This window comes from Streptomyces cyanogenus, assembly GCF_017526105.1.
GTDB classification, from domain to species: domain Bacteria; phylum Actinomycetota; class Actinomycetes; order Streptomycetales; family Streptomycetaceae; genus Streptomyces; species Streptomyces cyanogenus.
Genome location: NZ_CP071839.1, coordinates 7972067 through 7987296, shown reverse-complemented (window position 1 = coordinate 7987296; position 15230 = coordinate 7972067). Strand labels below are relative to the sequence as shown.

General features: G+C 74.0%; 14 protein-coding genes. 9 read left to right on the top strand and 5 right to left on the bottom strand.

The features are described 5' to 3' along the window. Positions 1 to 29 precede the first annotated feature (29 nt). The 5 genes from S1361_RS35430 to S1361_RS35410 all read left to right on the top strand — a co-directional run bounded on the left by S1361_RS35430 (position 30) and on the right by S1361_RS35410 (position 5635). Positions 30 to 1421 (top strand): serine/threonine-protein kinase, encoded by a 1392-nt coding sequence (locus S1361_RS35430; protein ID WP_208035918.1) that lies wholly within the window; start codon positions 30 to 32, stop codon positions 1419 to 1421. Between the two features lie 162 nt (positions 1422 to 1583). Further along, positions 1584 to 2279: a DUF4232 domain-containing protein gene (locus S1361_RS35425; RefSeq protein ID WP_208035917.1), complete on the top strand. Its 696-nt coding sequence runs from the start codon at positions 1584 to 1586 to the stop codon at positions 2277 to 2279. Positions 2280 to 2565: 286 nt separating this feature from the next. Continuing rightward, positions 2566 to 3795: a polysaccharide deacetylase family protein gene (locus tag S1361_RS35420; RefSeq protein ID WP_208035916.1), complete on the top strand. Its 1230-nt coding sequence runs from the start codon at positions 2566 to 2568 to the stop codon at positions 3793 to 3795. Between the two features lie 63 nt (positions 3796 to 3858). After that, entirely contained in the window at positions 3859 to 5112 is a 1254-nt protein-coding gene (locus S1361_RS35415; RefSeq protein ID WP_208036914.1) for an SLC13 family permease, read from the top strand. Between the two features lie 31 nt (positions 5113 to 5143). Next, entirely contained in the window at positions 5144 to 5635 is a 492-nt protein-coding gene (locus tag S1361_RS35410) for a universal stress protein (RefSeq protein WP_208035915.1), read from the top strand. 2 nt (positions 5636 to 5637) lie between these two features. Here S1361_RS35410 and S1361_RS35405 read toward each other — a convergent pair whose 3' ends face one another. Together S1361_RS35405 and S1361_RS35400 are read right to left on the bottom strand one after the other, a co-directional pair. Next, positions 5638 to 7557 carry a ricin-type beta-trefoil lectin domain protein gene (locus tag S1361_RS35405; RefSeq protein WP_243769411.1) on the bottom strand — a complete coding sequence of 640 codons (1920 nt, stop codon included), beginning with the start codon at positions 7555 to 7557 and terminating at the stop codon, positions 5638 to 5640. Positions 7558 to 8118: 561 nt separating this feature from the next. After that, a complete protein-coding gene (locus S1361_RS35400; protein WP_208035913.1) occupies positions 8119 to 9087 on the bottom strand; it encodes an aldo/keto reductase in 969 nt (322 codons plus the stop codon). Positions 9088 to 9227: 140 nt separating this feature from the next. Between S1361_RS35400 and S1361_RS35395 the strand changes: the two genes are divergently transcribed. Beyond that, a complete protein-coding gene (locus S1361_RS35395; RefSeq protein WP_208035912.1) occupies positions 9228 to 10079 on the top strand; it encodes an endo alpha-1,4 polygalactosaminidase in 852 nt (283 codons plus the stop codon). A 65-nt stretch (positions 10080 to 10144) separates the two neighbouring features. On the opposite strand, the gene S1361_RS35390 is transcribed toward S1361_RS35395, so the two are convergent. Further along, positions 10145 to 10345, bottom strand: coding sequence for a ferredoxin (locus S1361_RS35390; protein ID WP_208035911.1), 201 nt, complete (start codon positions 10343 to 10345; stop codon positions 10145 to 10147). Positions 10346 to 10357: 12 nt separating this feature from the next. Further along, on the bottom strand, positions 10358 to 11587 hold the full coding sequence (locus S1361_RS35385) for a cytochrome P450 (protein WP_208035910.1): 1230 nt from the start codon (positions 11585 to 11587) through the stop codon (positions 10358 to 10360). A gap of 328 nt (positions 11588 to 11915) precedes the next feature. On the opposite strand from S1361_RS35385, the gene S1361_RS35380 reads away from it, so the two are divergent. After that, a complete protein-coding gene (locus tag S1361_RS35380; RefSeq protein ID WP_208035909.1) occupies positions 11916 to 12365 on the top strand; it encodes a nitroreductase family deazaflavin-dependent oxidoreductase in 450 nt (149 codons plus the stop codon). A gap of 79 nt (positions 12366 to 12444) precedes the next feature. On the opposite strand, the gene S1361_RS35375 is transcribed toward S1361_RS35380, so the two are convergent. After that, the gene (locus S1361_RS35375; RefSeq protein ID WP_208036913.1) at positions 12445 to 13362 is read right to left on the bottom strand and encodes a cation diffusion facilitator family transporter; all 918 of its coding nucleotides are present in this window, start codon (positions 13360 to 13362) and stop codon (positions 12445 to 12447) included. A gap of 339 nt (positions 13363 to 13701) precedes the next feature. Between S1361_RS35375 and S1361_RS35370 the strand changes: the two genes are divergently transcribed. Then, positions 13702 to 14718, top strand: a complete 1017-nt coding sequence (locus S1361_RS35370) for a glutathione S-transferase family protein (protein ID WP_208035908.1) — start codon at positions 13702 to 13704, stop codon at positions 14716 to 14718. A 28-nt stretch (positions 14719 to 14746) separates the two neighbouring features. Then, the gene (locus S1361_RS35365; RefSeq protein ID WP_208035907.1) at positions 14747 to 15049 is read left to right on the top strand and encodes a DUF4235 domain-containing protein; all 303 of its coding nucleotides are present in this window, start codon (positions 14747 to 14749) and stop codon (positions 15047 to 15049) included. Positions 15050 to 15230: the final 181 nt, after the last annotated feature.

The following is a 15230-nucleotide window of genomic DNA, read 5'->3' as shown; positions in this document are numbered from 1 at the left end:
GTCGATCTCAGGCCAGGCATGATAGTCGTATGCACCCCCTGGAGCGGATCGGCCGCCACCGCCTGGAACAGCCGCTGGGCAGCGGCGCCTTCGCCACCGTGTGGCTCGCCCACGACCCCGAGCTCCAGGCCCCCGTCGCGGTGAAGGTGCTCGCCGAGAACTGGGCGCACCGGCTCGACATCAGGGAGCGCTTCCTGTCCGAGGCGCGGCTGCTGCGCCGGGCCGGTTCCAGCCGGGTCGTGCAGGTCTACGACATCGGTGAACTCCCGGACGGCAGGCCGTACTTCGTGATGGAGTACGCCGGCGGCGGGACCCTCGCCGATCTGCTGGCGGACGGTCCGCTGCCGGTGCGGGAGGCGCTCGCGCTGACGTCCGAGGCCGCGCGCGGCGCCGCCGCGCTGCACGAGGCGGGCATCGTCCACCGCGACATCAAGCCGACCAACGTGCTGCTGCACACCGCCCCGGACGGCACCCGGCGGGTGCTGCTCGCCGACCTGGGGCTGGCCAAGAGCCTCACGCAGGCCTCGGTGCTGACGCTGGCCGCGGGTTCGGCGGGCTACCGGCCGCCGGAGCAGGCCGAGCCCGGCGCGGGCATCGACGAGCGGGCGGACGTCTACAGCCTGGGCGCGGTCGGCTACGAACTGCTGACCGGGACGGTGCCGGGACCGCCGGGGCAGGTGGTACCGCCCCGGCGGCTGCGGCCGGGACTGGACGCGGACGTCGAGCGGGTGCTGCTGCGCGCGCTGGAGCCGGACCGGACGCGGCGCTGGCCGGGCGCCGGGGAGTTCGCGGCGGAGCTGGACCGGCTGGCCGCGGCGCCGTCGGTACGGCCCGCGCGGCGCCTGGACAGGGTGCGCGGCCGGCTCACTCCCCTGACCCTGGCCCTCGCCGCGGTCCTCGCCGCCGGCGGGGCCGCGGTCACGGTGACCGCGGCCCTCCACCGGGACGGCACCGCGGACGACGAGGTGCGGGTCACGGACGCCACCGGGCGGGTGAGCCTGCGGGTGCCGGACGGGTTCGGCCGCGAGCTGCGCGACTCCGGCTGGGACCCGCGGGCGCTCGGACTGGCCGCCGGGCACCAGCCCGGTCTCGCGGTGGCCGACGACCTGTCCCGCTGGTCCGACCCGAAGGCCCCGGTGGACGGGGTGTTCGTCGGGGTCGGTGCGGACGGTGACATCACCGCCAAGGTGAAGGCGCTGGCGCACTCCGGCTGCCGGTACGCGGGTGCCCGCACCTTCGCGGACGCCGACTGGCACGGGCTGGTCAGGTCCTGGAACAGCTGCCCGGACGGCGGCTCGGTCACCGAGTCCGCGCTGGTCCCGGCGGGCGGCGCGACCCGGCCGCAGGTGTACGTGCAGGTGCGTCAGCGGGACGGCGACGACGCGACCGACGGCGTGCTCCGTTCGCTGCGAGTGGCCTGACCGACGCCTGCCGAGCGGCACGGCGGGGAAGAGAACCGGACAGAACCCGGCGCGTCCCGAACTTTTCCGGCGGTCCGTGCATCGGACGGAGAGGACGGCGCACCCGGCGCCGTAGGCACGCGTCCCGGTCGCGTGCCGTGACCTCCAGGAGTGTTGAGCGACATGGTGTACATCCCCCGGTCCGCGCGGCACGGTGCCCTGCTCGTGGGCACGGTCGCCGTGCTGGGCTTCCTGACCGCCTGTGGTGACGGCTCCGGCGCGCACAGCGCCGGCCCGGTCACCGTCTTGGGTACGGCCGCCCCCGCGCGGGACACCTCGCAGCCCCCGGCGTCCCTCGCGAAAACGGCCTCCTCCCCGGCGGGCACCGGCTCGTCGTCCGCGCCGAAGGCGACCGGCACCTCGGGCCGCGCCGCGGCCACGACCGTCCCGGCCGCGGCGAGCTCCCGCTGCCACACCTCCGAACTACGTGCCTCCGTGGGCCGCAACGACCCGGGCGCCGGCCAGGAGAACTTCCCGGTGGTGCTCACCAACACCTCTGCCCGGACCTGCACCCTGCACGGCTATCCGGGCGCGGCCTTCGTCAACGCCTCCGGCACCCAGCTCGGCCCCGACCCCCGGCGTGAGCCGGGCACCCCGGTGACCGTCACGCTCAAGCCAGGGCGGAGCGCCTGGGCCGGGCTGACCTTCTCCAACCCGGAGATCAGCGGAGCGAAGACGGCCACGCCGGCCGCGCTGCTGGTCACTCCGCCGGACGAGCGGGCCTCGTTGAGGGCGGTCTGGTCGGGCGGGCCGGTGCCGGTCTCCGGAAACTCCTCCTCCGTCCGCCTGACGGTGCTCGCCCCGGGCACCGGCCCCTGAGCCCCTCCCCCCGCCCCCTCCACGCGAACCCCGCTGCCACCCCCGAGGCAGCGGGGTTCGCCATGCCGGCCCCGCGGTGGCCCGGTCCGGCATGCCGGTCCCGGGAGTTCCGGTTCGCCATGCCGGCGCGAGGGCAGCGCCGTTCGTCATGCCGGTGCCACAACTGTCACAGGACGGCAACAGGCGCCGTCGGCCGCGATCTTTCCCCGGCCCGTGGTCATCGAACCCGGTCGACCGCACGGCGAACAGGCCCCGCGGGGGCCATGACCAGGGAATCGGGGAGACGATGAGCGGGATCTCACGCAGGCGGGTGCTGACGGCCGGGGTGGCGGCGGGCGCACTCGGGACACTGGCCGCCTGCTCCTCCGGCACCGGCGGGCCGGGCCCGGCGGGCGGCCGGGGCACGGCGCAGGCCCGGCCGGTGAAGCCGATCGGCGACGGCTCCACCGCCGACACCGGCGCCCAGCCGCACCAGCCGAAGCCGGACCGGCTGAAGGAGGGCCAGCAGCCGCCGCAGTTCGTGGTGTTCTCCTGGGACGGGGCCGGCGAGCTGAGCAACAAGCTGTTCTCCCGGTTCCGCAAGGTGGCCGCCGACCACGACGCGAAGATGACGTTCTTCCTCAGCGGCATCTACACGCTGCCCGAGTCCAAGAAGCACCTGTACCGTCCGCCGCAGCACCCGGTCGGCGCCTCCGACATCGGCTACCTCGCCGACCGGCACATCCACGCCACCCTCCAGGAGGTCCGGGCGGCCTGGCTGGAGGGCCACGAGATCGGCACCCACTTCAACGGGCACTTCTGCGGCGCGACCGGCGTGCGCAGGTGGTCCCCGGCCGAGTGGCGCAGCGAGATCGACCAGGCCGTGGACTTCGTGACGAAGTGGAAGACCAACACCGGCTTCACCGACCTCGACCCGCTCCCCTTCGACTACCGCAAGGAGCTGATCGGCGGCCGCACCCCCTGCCTGGAGGGTCAGGCCAACCTGCTGCCGACCGCCGCCGCGCTCGGCTGGAAGTACGACGCCAGCTCCCCCGGCGGGCTCCAGATCTGGCCGGGCAAGGTGCAGGGCGGCAAGCTGTGGGACTTCCCGCTGCAGTCCATACCGTTCGCCGGGCACTCCTTCCAGGTGCTCTCGATGGACTACAACCTGATGTTCAACCAGTCCGGCGGCAACCCGCTCGGCGACCGCACCAAGTACGACACCTGGCGGGCCCAGGCCCGTGACACCTACCTGGCCGGTTTCCGGCGGGCCTACGAGACCAACCGCGCCCCCCTGTTCATCGGCAACCACTTCGAACGCTGGAACGGCGGCATCTACATGGACGCCGTCGAGGAGGCCATCGGGAAGATGGCTTCCTACGACGACGTGCGCTTCGTGTCCTTCAAGCAGCTCGTCGCCTGGCTGGAGGCGCAGGACCAGGCGGTGCTGCGCCGGCTGCGCACCCTGCCGCCCGGGCAGGCCCCGGCGGGCGGCTGGGCGGAGTTCCTGGGCGCGGCGGGCAGCCGGTCGTCGTAACGCGTCCGACGTGGTCTGTTTTCATGGGCGGGCGCCCCGTGCCCGACTCCGGAAGGACCCGCCCTGAACACCCCGCTCGCCGAGGCCCTGTCCGCCGTTCTGCTGGCCGCCGTGCTGGCCTGGGCCGTCGTACGGCCCTTCGGCCGGCCGGAGGCGGTCATGGCCGTCCCCGCCGCCGCCGTCGCGGTCGCGACCGGCGCGATCTCCCTCGACCACGCCCGAGCCGAGGCCGAACGGCTCGGCCCGGTGGTCGGGTTCCTGGCCGCGGTGCTGGTGCTCGCCCACTTCTGCGACGTCGAGGGGCTGTTCCAGGCGTGCGGGGCGTGGATGGCCCGGTGGGCGGCGGGCCGGCCGGTACGGCTGCTGACGGCGGTGTTCGCGCTGGCGTCGGCCATCACCGCCGTGCTCAGCCTGGACGCGACGATCGTGCTGCTGACCCCGGTGGTCTTCGCCACGGCCGCGCGGACGGGCGTACGGCCCAAACCGCATGTGTACGCCTGCACGCACCTGTCGAACACGGCGTCGCTGCTGCTGCCGGTGTCCAACCTGACGAACCTGCTGGCGTTCGCGGCGAGCGGGCTGACCTTCACCCGGTTCGCGGCGCTGATGGCGCTGCCGTGGCTGGCCGCGATCGGCGCCGAGTACCTGGTGTTCCGGCGGTTCTTCGCCCGGGACCTCACGGCGGCGGCCCCGGCGGGCCGGGACACCGACGAGGTGCCCGCGTTGCCGCTGTTCGCTCTGGTGACCGTGGGCTGCACGCTGGCCGGGTTCGTGGTGGCGTCGGCGTTCGGCGTGGACCCCGCCTGGGTGGCGGCGGCCGGCGCGCTGGTGCTGGCCGGACGGGCGCTGGTGCGGCGGCAGGCGAGCCCGCTGACCGTGGTGCGCGCGGCGGCCCCGGCCTTCCTCGCGTTCGTCCTGGCGCTGGGCATCGTGGTGCGGGCCGTGGTCGACAACGGGCTCGCGGACGTGCTCGGACACGTGCTGCCGGCCGGCACCGGGCTGCCCGCGCTGCTCGGGATCGCCGCGCTCGCCGCGCTGCTGGCCAACCTGATCAACAACCTGCCCGCGGTGCTGGTCCTGCTGCCGCTGGCGGCGCCCGCCGGGCCGGGGGCGGTGCTCGCCGTGCTGCTGGGCGTGAACATCGGCCCGAACCTCACCTACGCCGGATCGCTGGCCACGCTGCTGTGGCGGCGGATCGTGCACGAGCACGAGCACGACGTGGACCTCGGGGAGTTCACCCGGCTCGGGCTGCTCGCCGTGCCGTCCTCCCTCGCGGTCGCGGTGGTGGCACTGTGGGGGTCGCTGCGGATTCTGTGACGGGTTCGCGTGAGCCGAGGGAGGCCGAGGGATGCGGGTGATCGCCTGGCTCGTGGAGGGCACCTGGCCCGCCTGCGTGGACGCGGTGCGCGCCCACGCGCCGGACGGCGCCGAGGTGGTGCTGCTGCACGTGAGCGGACCGGACGTGCCCGCGGTGGCGCACGGGGCCTTCGCCGGGCTGCTGGGCCGCGGTCACCGGGAGGCGGACCCGGGTGACCGGGTCGAGGCGCTCGGCGGCACGTCGGCGGCCTCGCTGCTCGCCGCGGCGGCCGAGCGGCTGGGCCGGCCCTGTGTGCGAGAGGAGCGCTCGGGCCGGGTCGAGCGGGAGGTGGTGGCCGCCGCCGAGGGGGCCGGGCTGCTGGTGCTGGCCCGGGACGGGGACCGGTCCCGGCTCGGCCCGAAGAGCCTCGGTCCTGCCGTGCGGTTCGCCGTGGACCACGCGCCCTGCCCGGTGCTGCTGGTGTGGCCGGAACCGGCCCCGGGCCTGGGGACGATCCCGCCCCCGCCGGCGCACCGTCCCTGACGTCAGCGGCGGTGGCGTCCGCCGCCCCCGTCCCAGCCGCCGCCACCCCAGCCGCAGTTCTGCGGGTACCTCGCGCACGGGTCGGCGCTGGTGGTCGGCGAGGGCGCCGGGGCGGACGTCGTCGCGGACGGCGTGGGCGTCGGCCCGGCCGTCCGGGACGGCGTGGGTGCGGCCGGTCCGGGAGTCGTGGGAGGGGCGGGCGGGGTGGACGCCAGGGCGTTGTCCCGGTGCCAGTTGACGTTCTCCATCCGCAGGTCCGGGTGGGCGGTGTCGACGGACCAGCGCTGGACGGTGCCCGCGGCGCGGATCTTGAGCACGAGGGCGCCGGAGCCGTCGGTGGCGGACGGGGTGAGGGCCAGCCCCTGGTTCGCCTGTGGCACCAGGGCGCCTTGGAGGGTGAAGTCGTAGCGGATGTCGCGGGCGGCCTTGCCGGTGGCCGTACAGGGGGCGAGGCGCACGGAGTAGCCGAGGTGGGAGTCCAGGCACAGGTCGGGGGCGGCGGTGTTGCGCAGCAGTCCGTCGGTCTCGTACGTCCACTGCTGGCTCGGGGCGGCGGAGCAGTCGGCGAGTTCCGTCTCGGCACCCTCGGCCGCCTGCCCGCCGACGACGCCGATGCACAGGCCGGAGGCGAGGTTGCGCAGCCTGCCGTGCAGGGTGCCCTGGCCCGGGGTGTTCCGGCCGGCCCAGGAGGCGCCCGGGGAGGGCCTGTCCTTGCCCGGGGTGCGGGAGGGCGTGCCGGCGGCGCCGGGCGCCGGGCCGTCGGGGGAGCCGAGTGCCGACCACAGTGCCAGGGGCAGGACGACGAGGCCGCTGACGGTGACGACGGCCAGCGCGAGGGTCCTGCGCCGGGCACGCCGGGCGGCGCGGTGCGCGGAGCGGGGGGAGGTGGCGGGTTCGGTGCCCGCGGTGACTTCGGTGCCTCCGGCGGGGGCGGGGGAACCGGACGTCCGGCGGCGGGCGGGCGGGACGCCACGGCCGGCCGCTCGGCGGCGGGCGGTGCCCGGGCCGGGCACGGCGTGTTCGGCGGGGGCGGCGGGTTCGGCGGGGGCGGCCTCTGTGAAGGCTTCGCCGCCCTGCGGTACGACGGCGGCCGCGGCCGGTACCGGTGCGGCGGGCTCCTCGGCGCGGACCGCCCGGGACTCCACATAGCCGTGGGCGCCCCAGCCGAGGACCGCCTCGGCGAGCGCGAGGCCCAGGCCGGTGCCGTTGAACTCGGCGAGCTGGCCGGCGGTCCGCTCGCAGTGGGCGCAGCCGGCCAGGTGCTGCCGCAGGTCCGGGTCGATGTCGGTGCCGCCGCGCCGGAACGTCACGTCCAGCATGCGCAGGTAGCGCCGGCACTCGGCCTCCGGGGCGAGTTCGCGGTGTACCTGGAGACACTCCTCGCGCAGCCTCTCGCGGGCGCGGCCCAGTTCGACGCGGGTGTCCTCCTCGTCCAGGCCGAGCAGCGCGGCGGGCACGGCCAGGGGTTCGGCCTCGACCTCGACGTGCCACAGCACGGCACGGGAGGTCTCCGGGATCCGCTGGAACGCGCGGGACAGCAGCCGCCGTTCGGGCGGTGGCAGCAGCCGGGCCGCGGCACGCTCGCCGGGTCCGTCGCCGGAGCGCAGCCCGGGGTGGAGGAGTTCCTGGCGGCCGTCGGTGTCCCACTCGGCCGCGATACGGCGGACGGCGACCAGGACCTGGGGCCGCCAGGCGGCCGTCGGGCCGGTCTGCCGGAGGGACGCGCCGAAGAGCCGGGTGAAGGCGGCCGTGGTGAGCATGCCGGCGGCGCGCGGACCGTCGGTGCACAGCCGGGCGTAGGCGAAGGCCGCCGCCCAGTGCCGGTCGAGGAGTTCGCCGACGGGATGCAGGGCGGGTGACGCGCCCGTCCACTTCTTCAGTTCGGCGCTCAGCTGCTCGTCCGACAGGCCTGCCTCGGTCACGGCCGAATTCCTCCCGAATGCACTACCGGAATTAGTCCATACCAAACGGTATGACGAAGGCATGGGCAGCTCGAACGTCCACCTGAGGCGGCTCTTGTGAAGCGTGGGGGGTGTACGGGAGCGGCCTGGCGCATACACAGGGAATGTATTTGCCCGCGCGCCGACAGCGCACACTTTTACACAGCCGATCACGTCCGAACAAGAGATCTCCCGATTCCCGGTATTCCCCGCCACGGGTTTCTTCATTGACATCTCGTCAACGACAGCCTTTTCCTCCCTTTACTGCCGTTCGCCCGCCCGCGGGCTCGGGAATCCGGAGGCCGCCGCCACCCGTTCCACCGTCAGGTCCGGCCCCGGGGGGACGTGCTGTTCTTCAACGGCAGCAGCACCGACCGCTTCTGGGCGCGGGTGGCGCTGCCGGACAGCGAGGGGGGCGGGGCCGTGCGGCGCGGAGTTCGCGCCGCACGGTCCGCACCGGGTGCTCCGCGGACCGGGCCGTGGTTCGGCTGCGGGTCGTCCGTGGCTGGTCGCGCAGTTCCCCGCGTCCCTTTGGGGAGTGGTTCAGTGGCCGCTGATGTCGTGGGGCGCGTAGGGCTGCTCCAGCTCCTCGATCTCCTTGCCGGTCAGTTCCAGTTCGACCGCCGCCACCGCGTCCTCGATGTGCTGCGGCTTGGCGGCGCCGACGATCGGGGCCGCCACGGTGTCCTGGTGCAGGAGCCAGGCGAGGGCCACCTGGGCGCGGGGCACACCGCGCTCGCCCGCGATCCGGGTGACGGCCTCGACGATCGCGCGGTCGCTCTCCAGGTAGAGCCGGCTGCCGAAGTCGTCGTTCGCGCTGCGCTCGGTGACGGTGCCCCAGTCGCGGGTGAGCCGGCCGCGGGCGAGCGGGCTCCAGGGCAGCACGCCGACGCCCTGGTCCGCGCAGAGCGGCAGCATCTCGCGCTCCTCCTCGCGGTACAGCAGGTTGTAGTGGTTCTGCATGGACACGAACTTGGTCCAGCCGTGCAGCTCGGCGGTGTACTGCGCCTTGGAGAACTCCCACGCGTACATCGAACTCGCCCCGATGTAGCGGACCTTGCCCGCCTTCACCAGGTCGTGCAGCGCCTCCATCGTCTCCTCGACCGGAGTCGCGTGGTCGTAGCGGTGGATCTGGTAGAGGTCGACGTAATCGGTGCCGAGCCGGCGCAGGCTGTGGTCGATCTCGCTCATGATGGCCTTGCGGGACAGTCCGGCCCCGTTGGGCCCAGGCCGCATCCGGCCGTTCACCTTGGTGGCCAGCACGATCTCGTCGCGGTTCGCGAAGTCCCGCAGCGCCTTGCCGACGATCTCCTCGCTGGTGCCGTCGGAGTAGACGTTCGCGGTGTCGAAGAAGTTGACGCCCGCCTCCAGCGCCTGCCGGATCAGCGGTCGGGACGCCTCCTCGTCGAGGGTCCACTCGTGGACGCCGCGGTCGGGCAGGCCGTAGGTCATGCAGCCCAGACAGATCCGCGAGACGTCCAGGCCCGTCGAACCGAGCTTCACGTACTGCATCGTTGCTGCTCCTGCCTTCGGGACGATGGTCACGACAGAGCCTACGACGGCGGCCTGTCGGCGATTTGACTCCTCCGCCGTGCGGGGGATTTGATCCGGGAACGTGCCGCGCCGCCCGGCGCGGGCAGGATGGAGCGGACTTGCCCCCCACGGGTGTGCGCCGTGCCACGGGGTCGCGCACGGCCCTGGGCGCGCTGGCGGCGGTACTGGTCGTCGTGGTGTCGGCGGTGGCCGGCTGTGCCTCCGGCGAGCGGGAGGAGGGCGGCGGGCCGAAGACCGCCCCGCCGCGGCTGCCTCCGCGGCACGCCGGGTTCGACTACCAGATCGGGGGTGCCTATCCCCCGCCCGCGGGCGTGCGGATCGTCAGCCGCGACCGGTCCGACCCCCCGGCGCCGGGGCTGTACAACATCTGCTACGTCAACGCGTTCCAGGCGCAGCCCGCCGAGCGCTCCTCCTGGCCGGCCGAGCTGCTGCTGCGCGACGCGCGGGGCAGGGTCGTCATCGACGAGGACTGGAACGAGCCGCTGCTCGACATCGGCACCCCGGCCAAGCGGGAACGGGTGGCACAGCGGGTCGGCCGGTGGATCGACGGCTGCGCCGACAAGGGGTACGACGCCGTCGAGCCGGACAACTACGACAGCTACACCCGCTCCCACCGGCTGCTCACGGCGGCCGACGCGACCGCGTTCATGCGTCTGCTCTCCCGGCGCGCGCACGCCCGGCACCTGGCGATCGGGCAGAAGAACACCGCCGGGCTGGCCGGGCAGCGCGGGCGTGCGGGACTGGACTTCGCGGTGACGGAGGAGTGCGGACAGTACGACGAGTGCGAGGTGTACGCGAAGGCGTTCGACGACCGGGTGGTGGACATCGAGTACACCGACGGCGGCCTGCGCGCGGCCCGGGCCCGCTGGGGCGGCCGCCTGAGCGTCGTCCGCCGCGACCGGGACGTGTCGGTCCCGGGCAGCGCCGGGTACGTGCGCAAGGTGCGCTGAGGTCCCGCCGACGATACCCGTCCGGCGGCACGACGGCCCGCGGTCACCGTGCCGCCGGACGCCGGTCAGCCGGTGCTGTCCCGCACGGTGATCGCGCTCACCGGGCAGGCACGGGCCGCCGCCCGGACCATCGGGTCGCCCGCGCCGTCCTCACTGCCGGGCAGGAGGGTGCTGTAGCCGTCGTCGTCCTGGGTGAAGACGCCCGGCGCGGCCAGCGCGCACTGCCCGGCGCCGATACAGACGTCCTTGTCGATGTCGATGTGCATGAGCAGAGCCTCTTACCAGCTCACGGGGAGTTCCAGCATCCCCTGGATCGTGTCGCCGGGTTTGAACGGAATCTCCTCCGCCGGGGCGGCCAGCCGCAGCCCGGGCAGCCGCGTGAACAGGCTGCCCAGGGCGATCTCCAGTTCGGCGCGGGCCAGGTTCTGGCCGAGGCACTGGTGGATGCCGAAACCGAAGGCCACGTGGTGGCGTTCGGGGCGGTGGAAGTCCAGGGCGTCGGGGTCGTCGTACAGCGCCGTGTCGCGGTTGATCACCGAGGTGGAGAAGAGCACGCCGTCGCCGGCCCGGATCGTGCTGCCGGCGATCTCGATGTCCTCCAGCGCCACCCGCTGCAGCCCGTCCGCGATGGACAGCATCCGCATCAGCTCCTCCACGACGGCGGGCAGCAGCGCGGGGTCGGCGCGCAGCTCGGCCAGCCGGTCGGGGTGCCGGAGCAGGGTGTAGGTGCCGAGGGAGATCATGTTGGCGGTGGTCTCGTGGCCGGCGACCAGCAGGATGATGGCGAGCGACACGGCGTCGGTGCGGTCCAGCTCGCCCGTGCGCAGGTGCTCGTGGACCAGCTCGTCGAGGATGCCGTCGCCGGGCTCGGCGTCCGCGGCCTTGGCGTCGATGAGCCCGCCGAGGTACTCCTCCAGCCGGTCGCGGGCGTCCACTGTGTCGGCACCGGTCGGGCCGCGCAGCAGCCGGCGGGACTGCTCCTCGAAGAACTCGTGGTCGGCGTACGGCACGCCGAGCAGGCCGCAGATCACCATCGACGGCACGGGCAGCGCGAAGGCGGAGACGAGTTCGGCGGGCGGGCCCTGCGCGATCATCGTGTCCAGCAGGTCGTCCACGATCCGCTGGATCCAGGGCCGCAGGGCCGCGGCGCGTTTGACGGTGAACGACGGGATCAGCAGCCGCCGCTGCCGGTGGTGCTCGGGGTCGTCCAGGCCGAGCAGGGCCACCCTGCGGTTGCGGCCGGCCTCGAACCGGGGCGTGGGCACGGGGAAGCCGGGGCGGTGCCGCTCGGTGGACAGGCGGGGGTCGGCGAGCAGGGCGCGGGCGGTGGCGTGCGCGGTGACCAGCCAGACCTCACGGCCGTCGTAGAGGGTGACGCGGGACAGGGGTCGCCCGTCGCGCAGGGGGGCGTATCCGGTGGGCGGGTGGTAGGGGCAGGTGCGGTCCTGGGGGAAGGCGACGGGTTCGGCCTGGGCAGCCGGGCCGCTGATGTCCGTCAGTTCCGTCATGGAAAGACCTCGCAGACGAAGAAGTGCGTCGTGCCGATCTTCATTAGATGCCCCAGGCATCTATGGGTCGACGTCAAGTTCGGCCACTTCGGTGACCTCCGTCATCTGGCCGAAGCACCCGGGGTCCGGGGGCGGGAACCGGCCACCGTCCCGCAGCCCGCAGCCGGCCATGGGTCAGGGCGGCCGATGCGTGGCCGGAGCGGTGCGACGGTCCCTGAGGTGATCGCCGCGTCGGCGCACGCCGCGCGCGGTAGGGATGTGTGCGGCGGCCATCGGTGTTGACGCCGGTGGCAGACAGACCGTGGACCGACGAAAGGAAGCGGAACCCATGCCTCTTGAGGGCGAGTACGAGCCCAGCCCGACGCAGTGGGTGCGCGAGCAGGTCGAGCTGTACGAGAGCTCCGGCGGGACGAAGGGGACGACGCTGCTCGACACCGGGCTGCCGGTGATCGTGCTGACCACCCGGGGCGCGAAGAGCGGGAAGATCCGCAAGACGCCGCTGATGCGGGTGGAGCACGAGGGCCGGTACGCGGCGGTCGCCTCCCTCGGCGGCGCGCCCAAGCATCCCGTCTGGTACTTCAACGTGAAGTCCGACCCGCACGTCGAGCTGCAGGACGGCCCGGTGAAGCGGGACATGCGGGCCCGGGAGGTCACCGGGGCGGAGAAGGCCGCGTGGTGGGAGCGGGCGGTGGCCGCGTACCCGCCGTACGCCGACTACCAGAAGAAGACCTCCCGGGAGATCCCGGTCTTCGTGCTGGAGCCGCTCGACGAGAGCTGATTCAGGCCGGACACGGCTCCATTTCAGAAAAATCTGTTTCGGGGACGTGTGAACCGGCCCGCGGGCGGGCACTGGTGCGTCAGGCCCCGCCGCGTTCCCCCGTCGCGGCGGGGCTTTCCCGTGCCTCGCCCGCCGGCCGGTCGGTGACATCGAGGAAGATCTGGCCGGCGTCCGGGAACGTCCGGGCGAGGGACCGCTTGATGCGTACGGCGACTTCCTCGACGCGTTCGCTGTCCAGGCCCGGCACCAGGTCGACGCGGGCGGCGACCAGCACGGAGTCGAGGCCCGTCTTCATGGTGAACAGCGCCTCCACGCTGTCGATCTCCGGCTGCGCCCGCAGCTGTGCCCGGATCCTGCCGCTCAGCTCCGGATCCGCGGCCTCCCCGATCAGCTGGGCGCGGGCGTCGCGTCCGAGCCGGTAGGCGACGTAGACCAGCAGCGCGCCGATCGCCAGCGAGGCGGACGCCTCCCAGACGACCTGCCCGGTCACCATGTGCAGGACCATCCCGACCAGGGCGAGGGTCACGCCGAGCACCGCCGTGCCGTCCTCGGCGACCACCGTGCGCAGCGCCGGGTCGTGCAGCGCGCCGAGGCCGCCGCCCTGCCGGCGCACCTGGTGCAGGGCCCGCAGCAGCGACACGCCCTCGGCGAGCAGCGCCACGCCCAGCACGATCAGGCCCGCGACATAGCCGCTGAACGTCTCCTCGGCGCCGCTGCGAAGGGCCTCGACGCCCTGGAAGAAGGAGAAGCAGCCGCCCATGACGAAGATGCCGACGGCGGCCAGGAGCGACCAGAAGAAGCGTTCCTTGCCGTAGCCGAAGGGGTGCCGGCTGTCGGCGGGGCGGCGGCTGCGGCGCAGTGCGGCCAGCAGGAAGACCTCGTTGAGGCTGTCCGCGACCGAGTGCGCGGCCTCCGACAGCAGGGCGGGTGAGCCCGCGAGGACGCCGCCGGCCGCCTTGGCGACGGCGATCACCAGGTTGGCCGCGAGGGCCACCAGGACGGTGACCCTGGTGTGCCGGTCGGTCCCGGACCCGGCCGGGCCGCGGGGCGCGCCGTCGGCATCGCCGCCCGCGGGGGCGCGTGCCGGTCGCCTGTCGCTGTCCGGGGCGTGCGCCGGTGCCGTTCCGGGGTCCGGGGCGTGCGCCGGCCCCGGTGCGTTGTCCTCGGCCGTCCGTGCGGCCGTCTCACGTTCCGAGGATGTCCCACTCACCCTTCGGCGACTGCCCCCGACCGGACGGCTCACACCGTGCGGGACGCGCCGAACGGGGAACGCGGGGACGAGGAGACCCGGACGGCCCGGGCGGACCCGGGCGGACCCGGGCGGCGAGGAGGAGACATGGGCGGCGACGGCAACCGCGCCTACGGACACCGGAGCTTCAGCCGGTCCAGGAGCCACTTCACGGACCGGATCACCGCCGACGGCCGGGACGGCTGGCCGGTGGAAGCGGGCCGATACCGGCTGGTGGTCTCCCGTGCCTGCCCGTGGGCGAGCCGGGCGGTGATCTCACGCCGGCTGCTGGGGCTGGAGGAGGCGCTCCCGATGGCGGTGGCCGACCCGATCCAGGACGACCGCAGTTGGCGGTTCACCCTGGATCCCGGCGGCCGGGACCCGGTGCTCGGCATCCGGTTCCTGAGCGAGGCCTACGACAGGAGGGAGACCGGCTGTCCGGGCGGGGTGAGCGTGCCCGCGATCGTGGACGTGCCCAGCGGGCGACTGGTCACCAACGACTACCAGCGGATCACCCTGGACCTGGCCACCGAGTGGACGGCCCTGCACCGCGCCGGCGCGCCGGACCTGTACCCGGCGAGGCGGCGCGAGGAGATCGACCGGGTGATGGCCGAGGTCTACGAGGACGTGAACAACGGGGTGTACCGGGCCGGGTTCGCCACGCACCAGAGCGAGTACGAGGAGGCGTGCGCGGCCGTGTTCCGGCGGCTGGAACTGCTCGGCGAGCGGCTGTCGGGACAGCGGTATCTGGCCGGTGACACGCTCACGGAAGCGGACATCCGGCTGTTCACCACGCTGGTGCGGTTCGACGCGGTCTACCACGGCCACTTCAAGTGCAACCGCTGGAAGCTGGCGGAGCATCCGGTGCTCTGGGCGTACGCCCGGGATCTGTTCCAGACGCCGGGCTTCGGCGACACGGTCGACTTCGACCACATCAAGCGGCACTACTACCAGGTGCACTCCGGGATCAACCCCACCGGCATCGTGCCGCTCGGCCCGGACCTCGCCGGCTGGCTGAGCCCCCACGGCCGGGAGGAACTGGGCGGCCGGCCGTTCGGGGACGGAACGCCGCCGGGGCCGGTGCCCCCGGGCGAACGGGTGGCCCCGCAAGGACGGCCCGCATGAGGGGCGGCTGACGAGGAAGTAGACACACATGGCCAAGAACAAGAAGAAGAAACTACCTCTCGCCTACCAGCCGATCGGATTCGTGCTCAGCTGGGCGGGTGGCGCGCTGGCCGGTATGGCCTTCCGCAAGGCGTGGATGGCGATCCGGCACGAGGAGGACGCGCCCGACGCCCTGGACCCGGACCGCAGCTGGGGTGAGGTCCTGCTGGCCGCGGCGGTCCAGGGCGCGATCTTCGCGGTCGTACGCAGCGCCGTGGACCGCACCGGCGCGAAGGCCATCGCCCGTTCGACAGGCGTCTGGCCGGCAACCGACAAGGGCGGCCGCGACTGACCCCGCCCAGCCTCCCCCCCCCGGCCCCACCGGCCGTCCCGGCCCCGGTACCACCGGCCGACCTCACCTGAACACCGCCGGACGGGCCCGCCTCGCCACCGCGAGGCGGGCCCGTGCCGGCACCGCCGGCAGCCCGCCGTACGCGCGCACGTGCCCGGTGCCGGCGGCCGGCCCGCTCTCG

What these genes read in the sequence shown, in the direction of transcription:
- S1361_RS35430 (WP_208035918.1), top strand. Translation starts at nt 30, where the DNA reads ATGCACCCCCTGGAGCGGATCGGCCGCCACCGCCTGGAACAGCCGCTG.
- S1361_RS35410 (WP_208035915.1), top strand. Translation starts at nt 5,144, where the DNA reads ATGCGGGTGATCGCCTGGCTCGTGGAGGGCACCTGGCCCGCCTGCGTG.
- S1361_RS35400 (WP_208035913.1), bottom strand. Translation starts at nt 9,087, where the DNA reads ATGCAGTACGTGAAGCTCGGTTCGACGGGCCTGGACGTCTCGCGGATC.
- S1361_RS35365 (WP_208035907.1), top strand. Translation starts at nt 14,747, where the DNA reads ATGGCCAAGAACAAGAAGAAGAAACTACCTCTCGCCTACCAGCCGATC.
- S1361_RS35370 (WP_208035908.1), top strand. Translation starts at nt 13,702, where the DNA reads ATGGGCGGCGACGGCAACCGCGCCTACGGACACCGGAGCTTCAGCCGG.
- S1361_RS35420 (WP_208035916.1), top strand. Translation starts at nt 2,566, where the DNA reads ATGAGCGGGATCTCACGCAGGCGGGTGCTGACGGCCGGGGTGGCGGCG.
- S1361_RS35385 (WP_208035910.1), bottom strand. Translation starts at nt 11,587, where the DNA reads ATGACGGAACTGACGGACATCAGCGGCCCGGCTGCCCAGGCCGAACCC.
- S1361_RS35380 (WP_208035909.1), top strand. Translation starts at nt 11,916, where the DNA reads ATGCCTCTTGAGGGCGAGTACGAGCCCAGCCCGACGCAGTGGGTGCGC.
- S1361_RS35390 (WP_208035911.1), bottom strand. Translation starts at nt 10,345, where the DNA reads ATGCACATCGACATCGACAAGGACGTCTGTATCGGCGCCGGGCAGTGC.
- S1361_RS35425 (WP_208035917.1), top strand. Translation starts at nt 1,584, where the DNA reads ATGGTGTACATCCCCCGGTCCGCGCGGCACGGTGCCCTGCTCGTGGGC.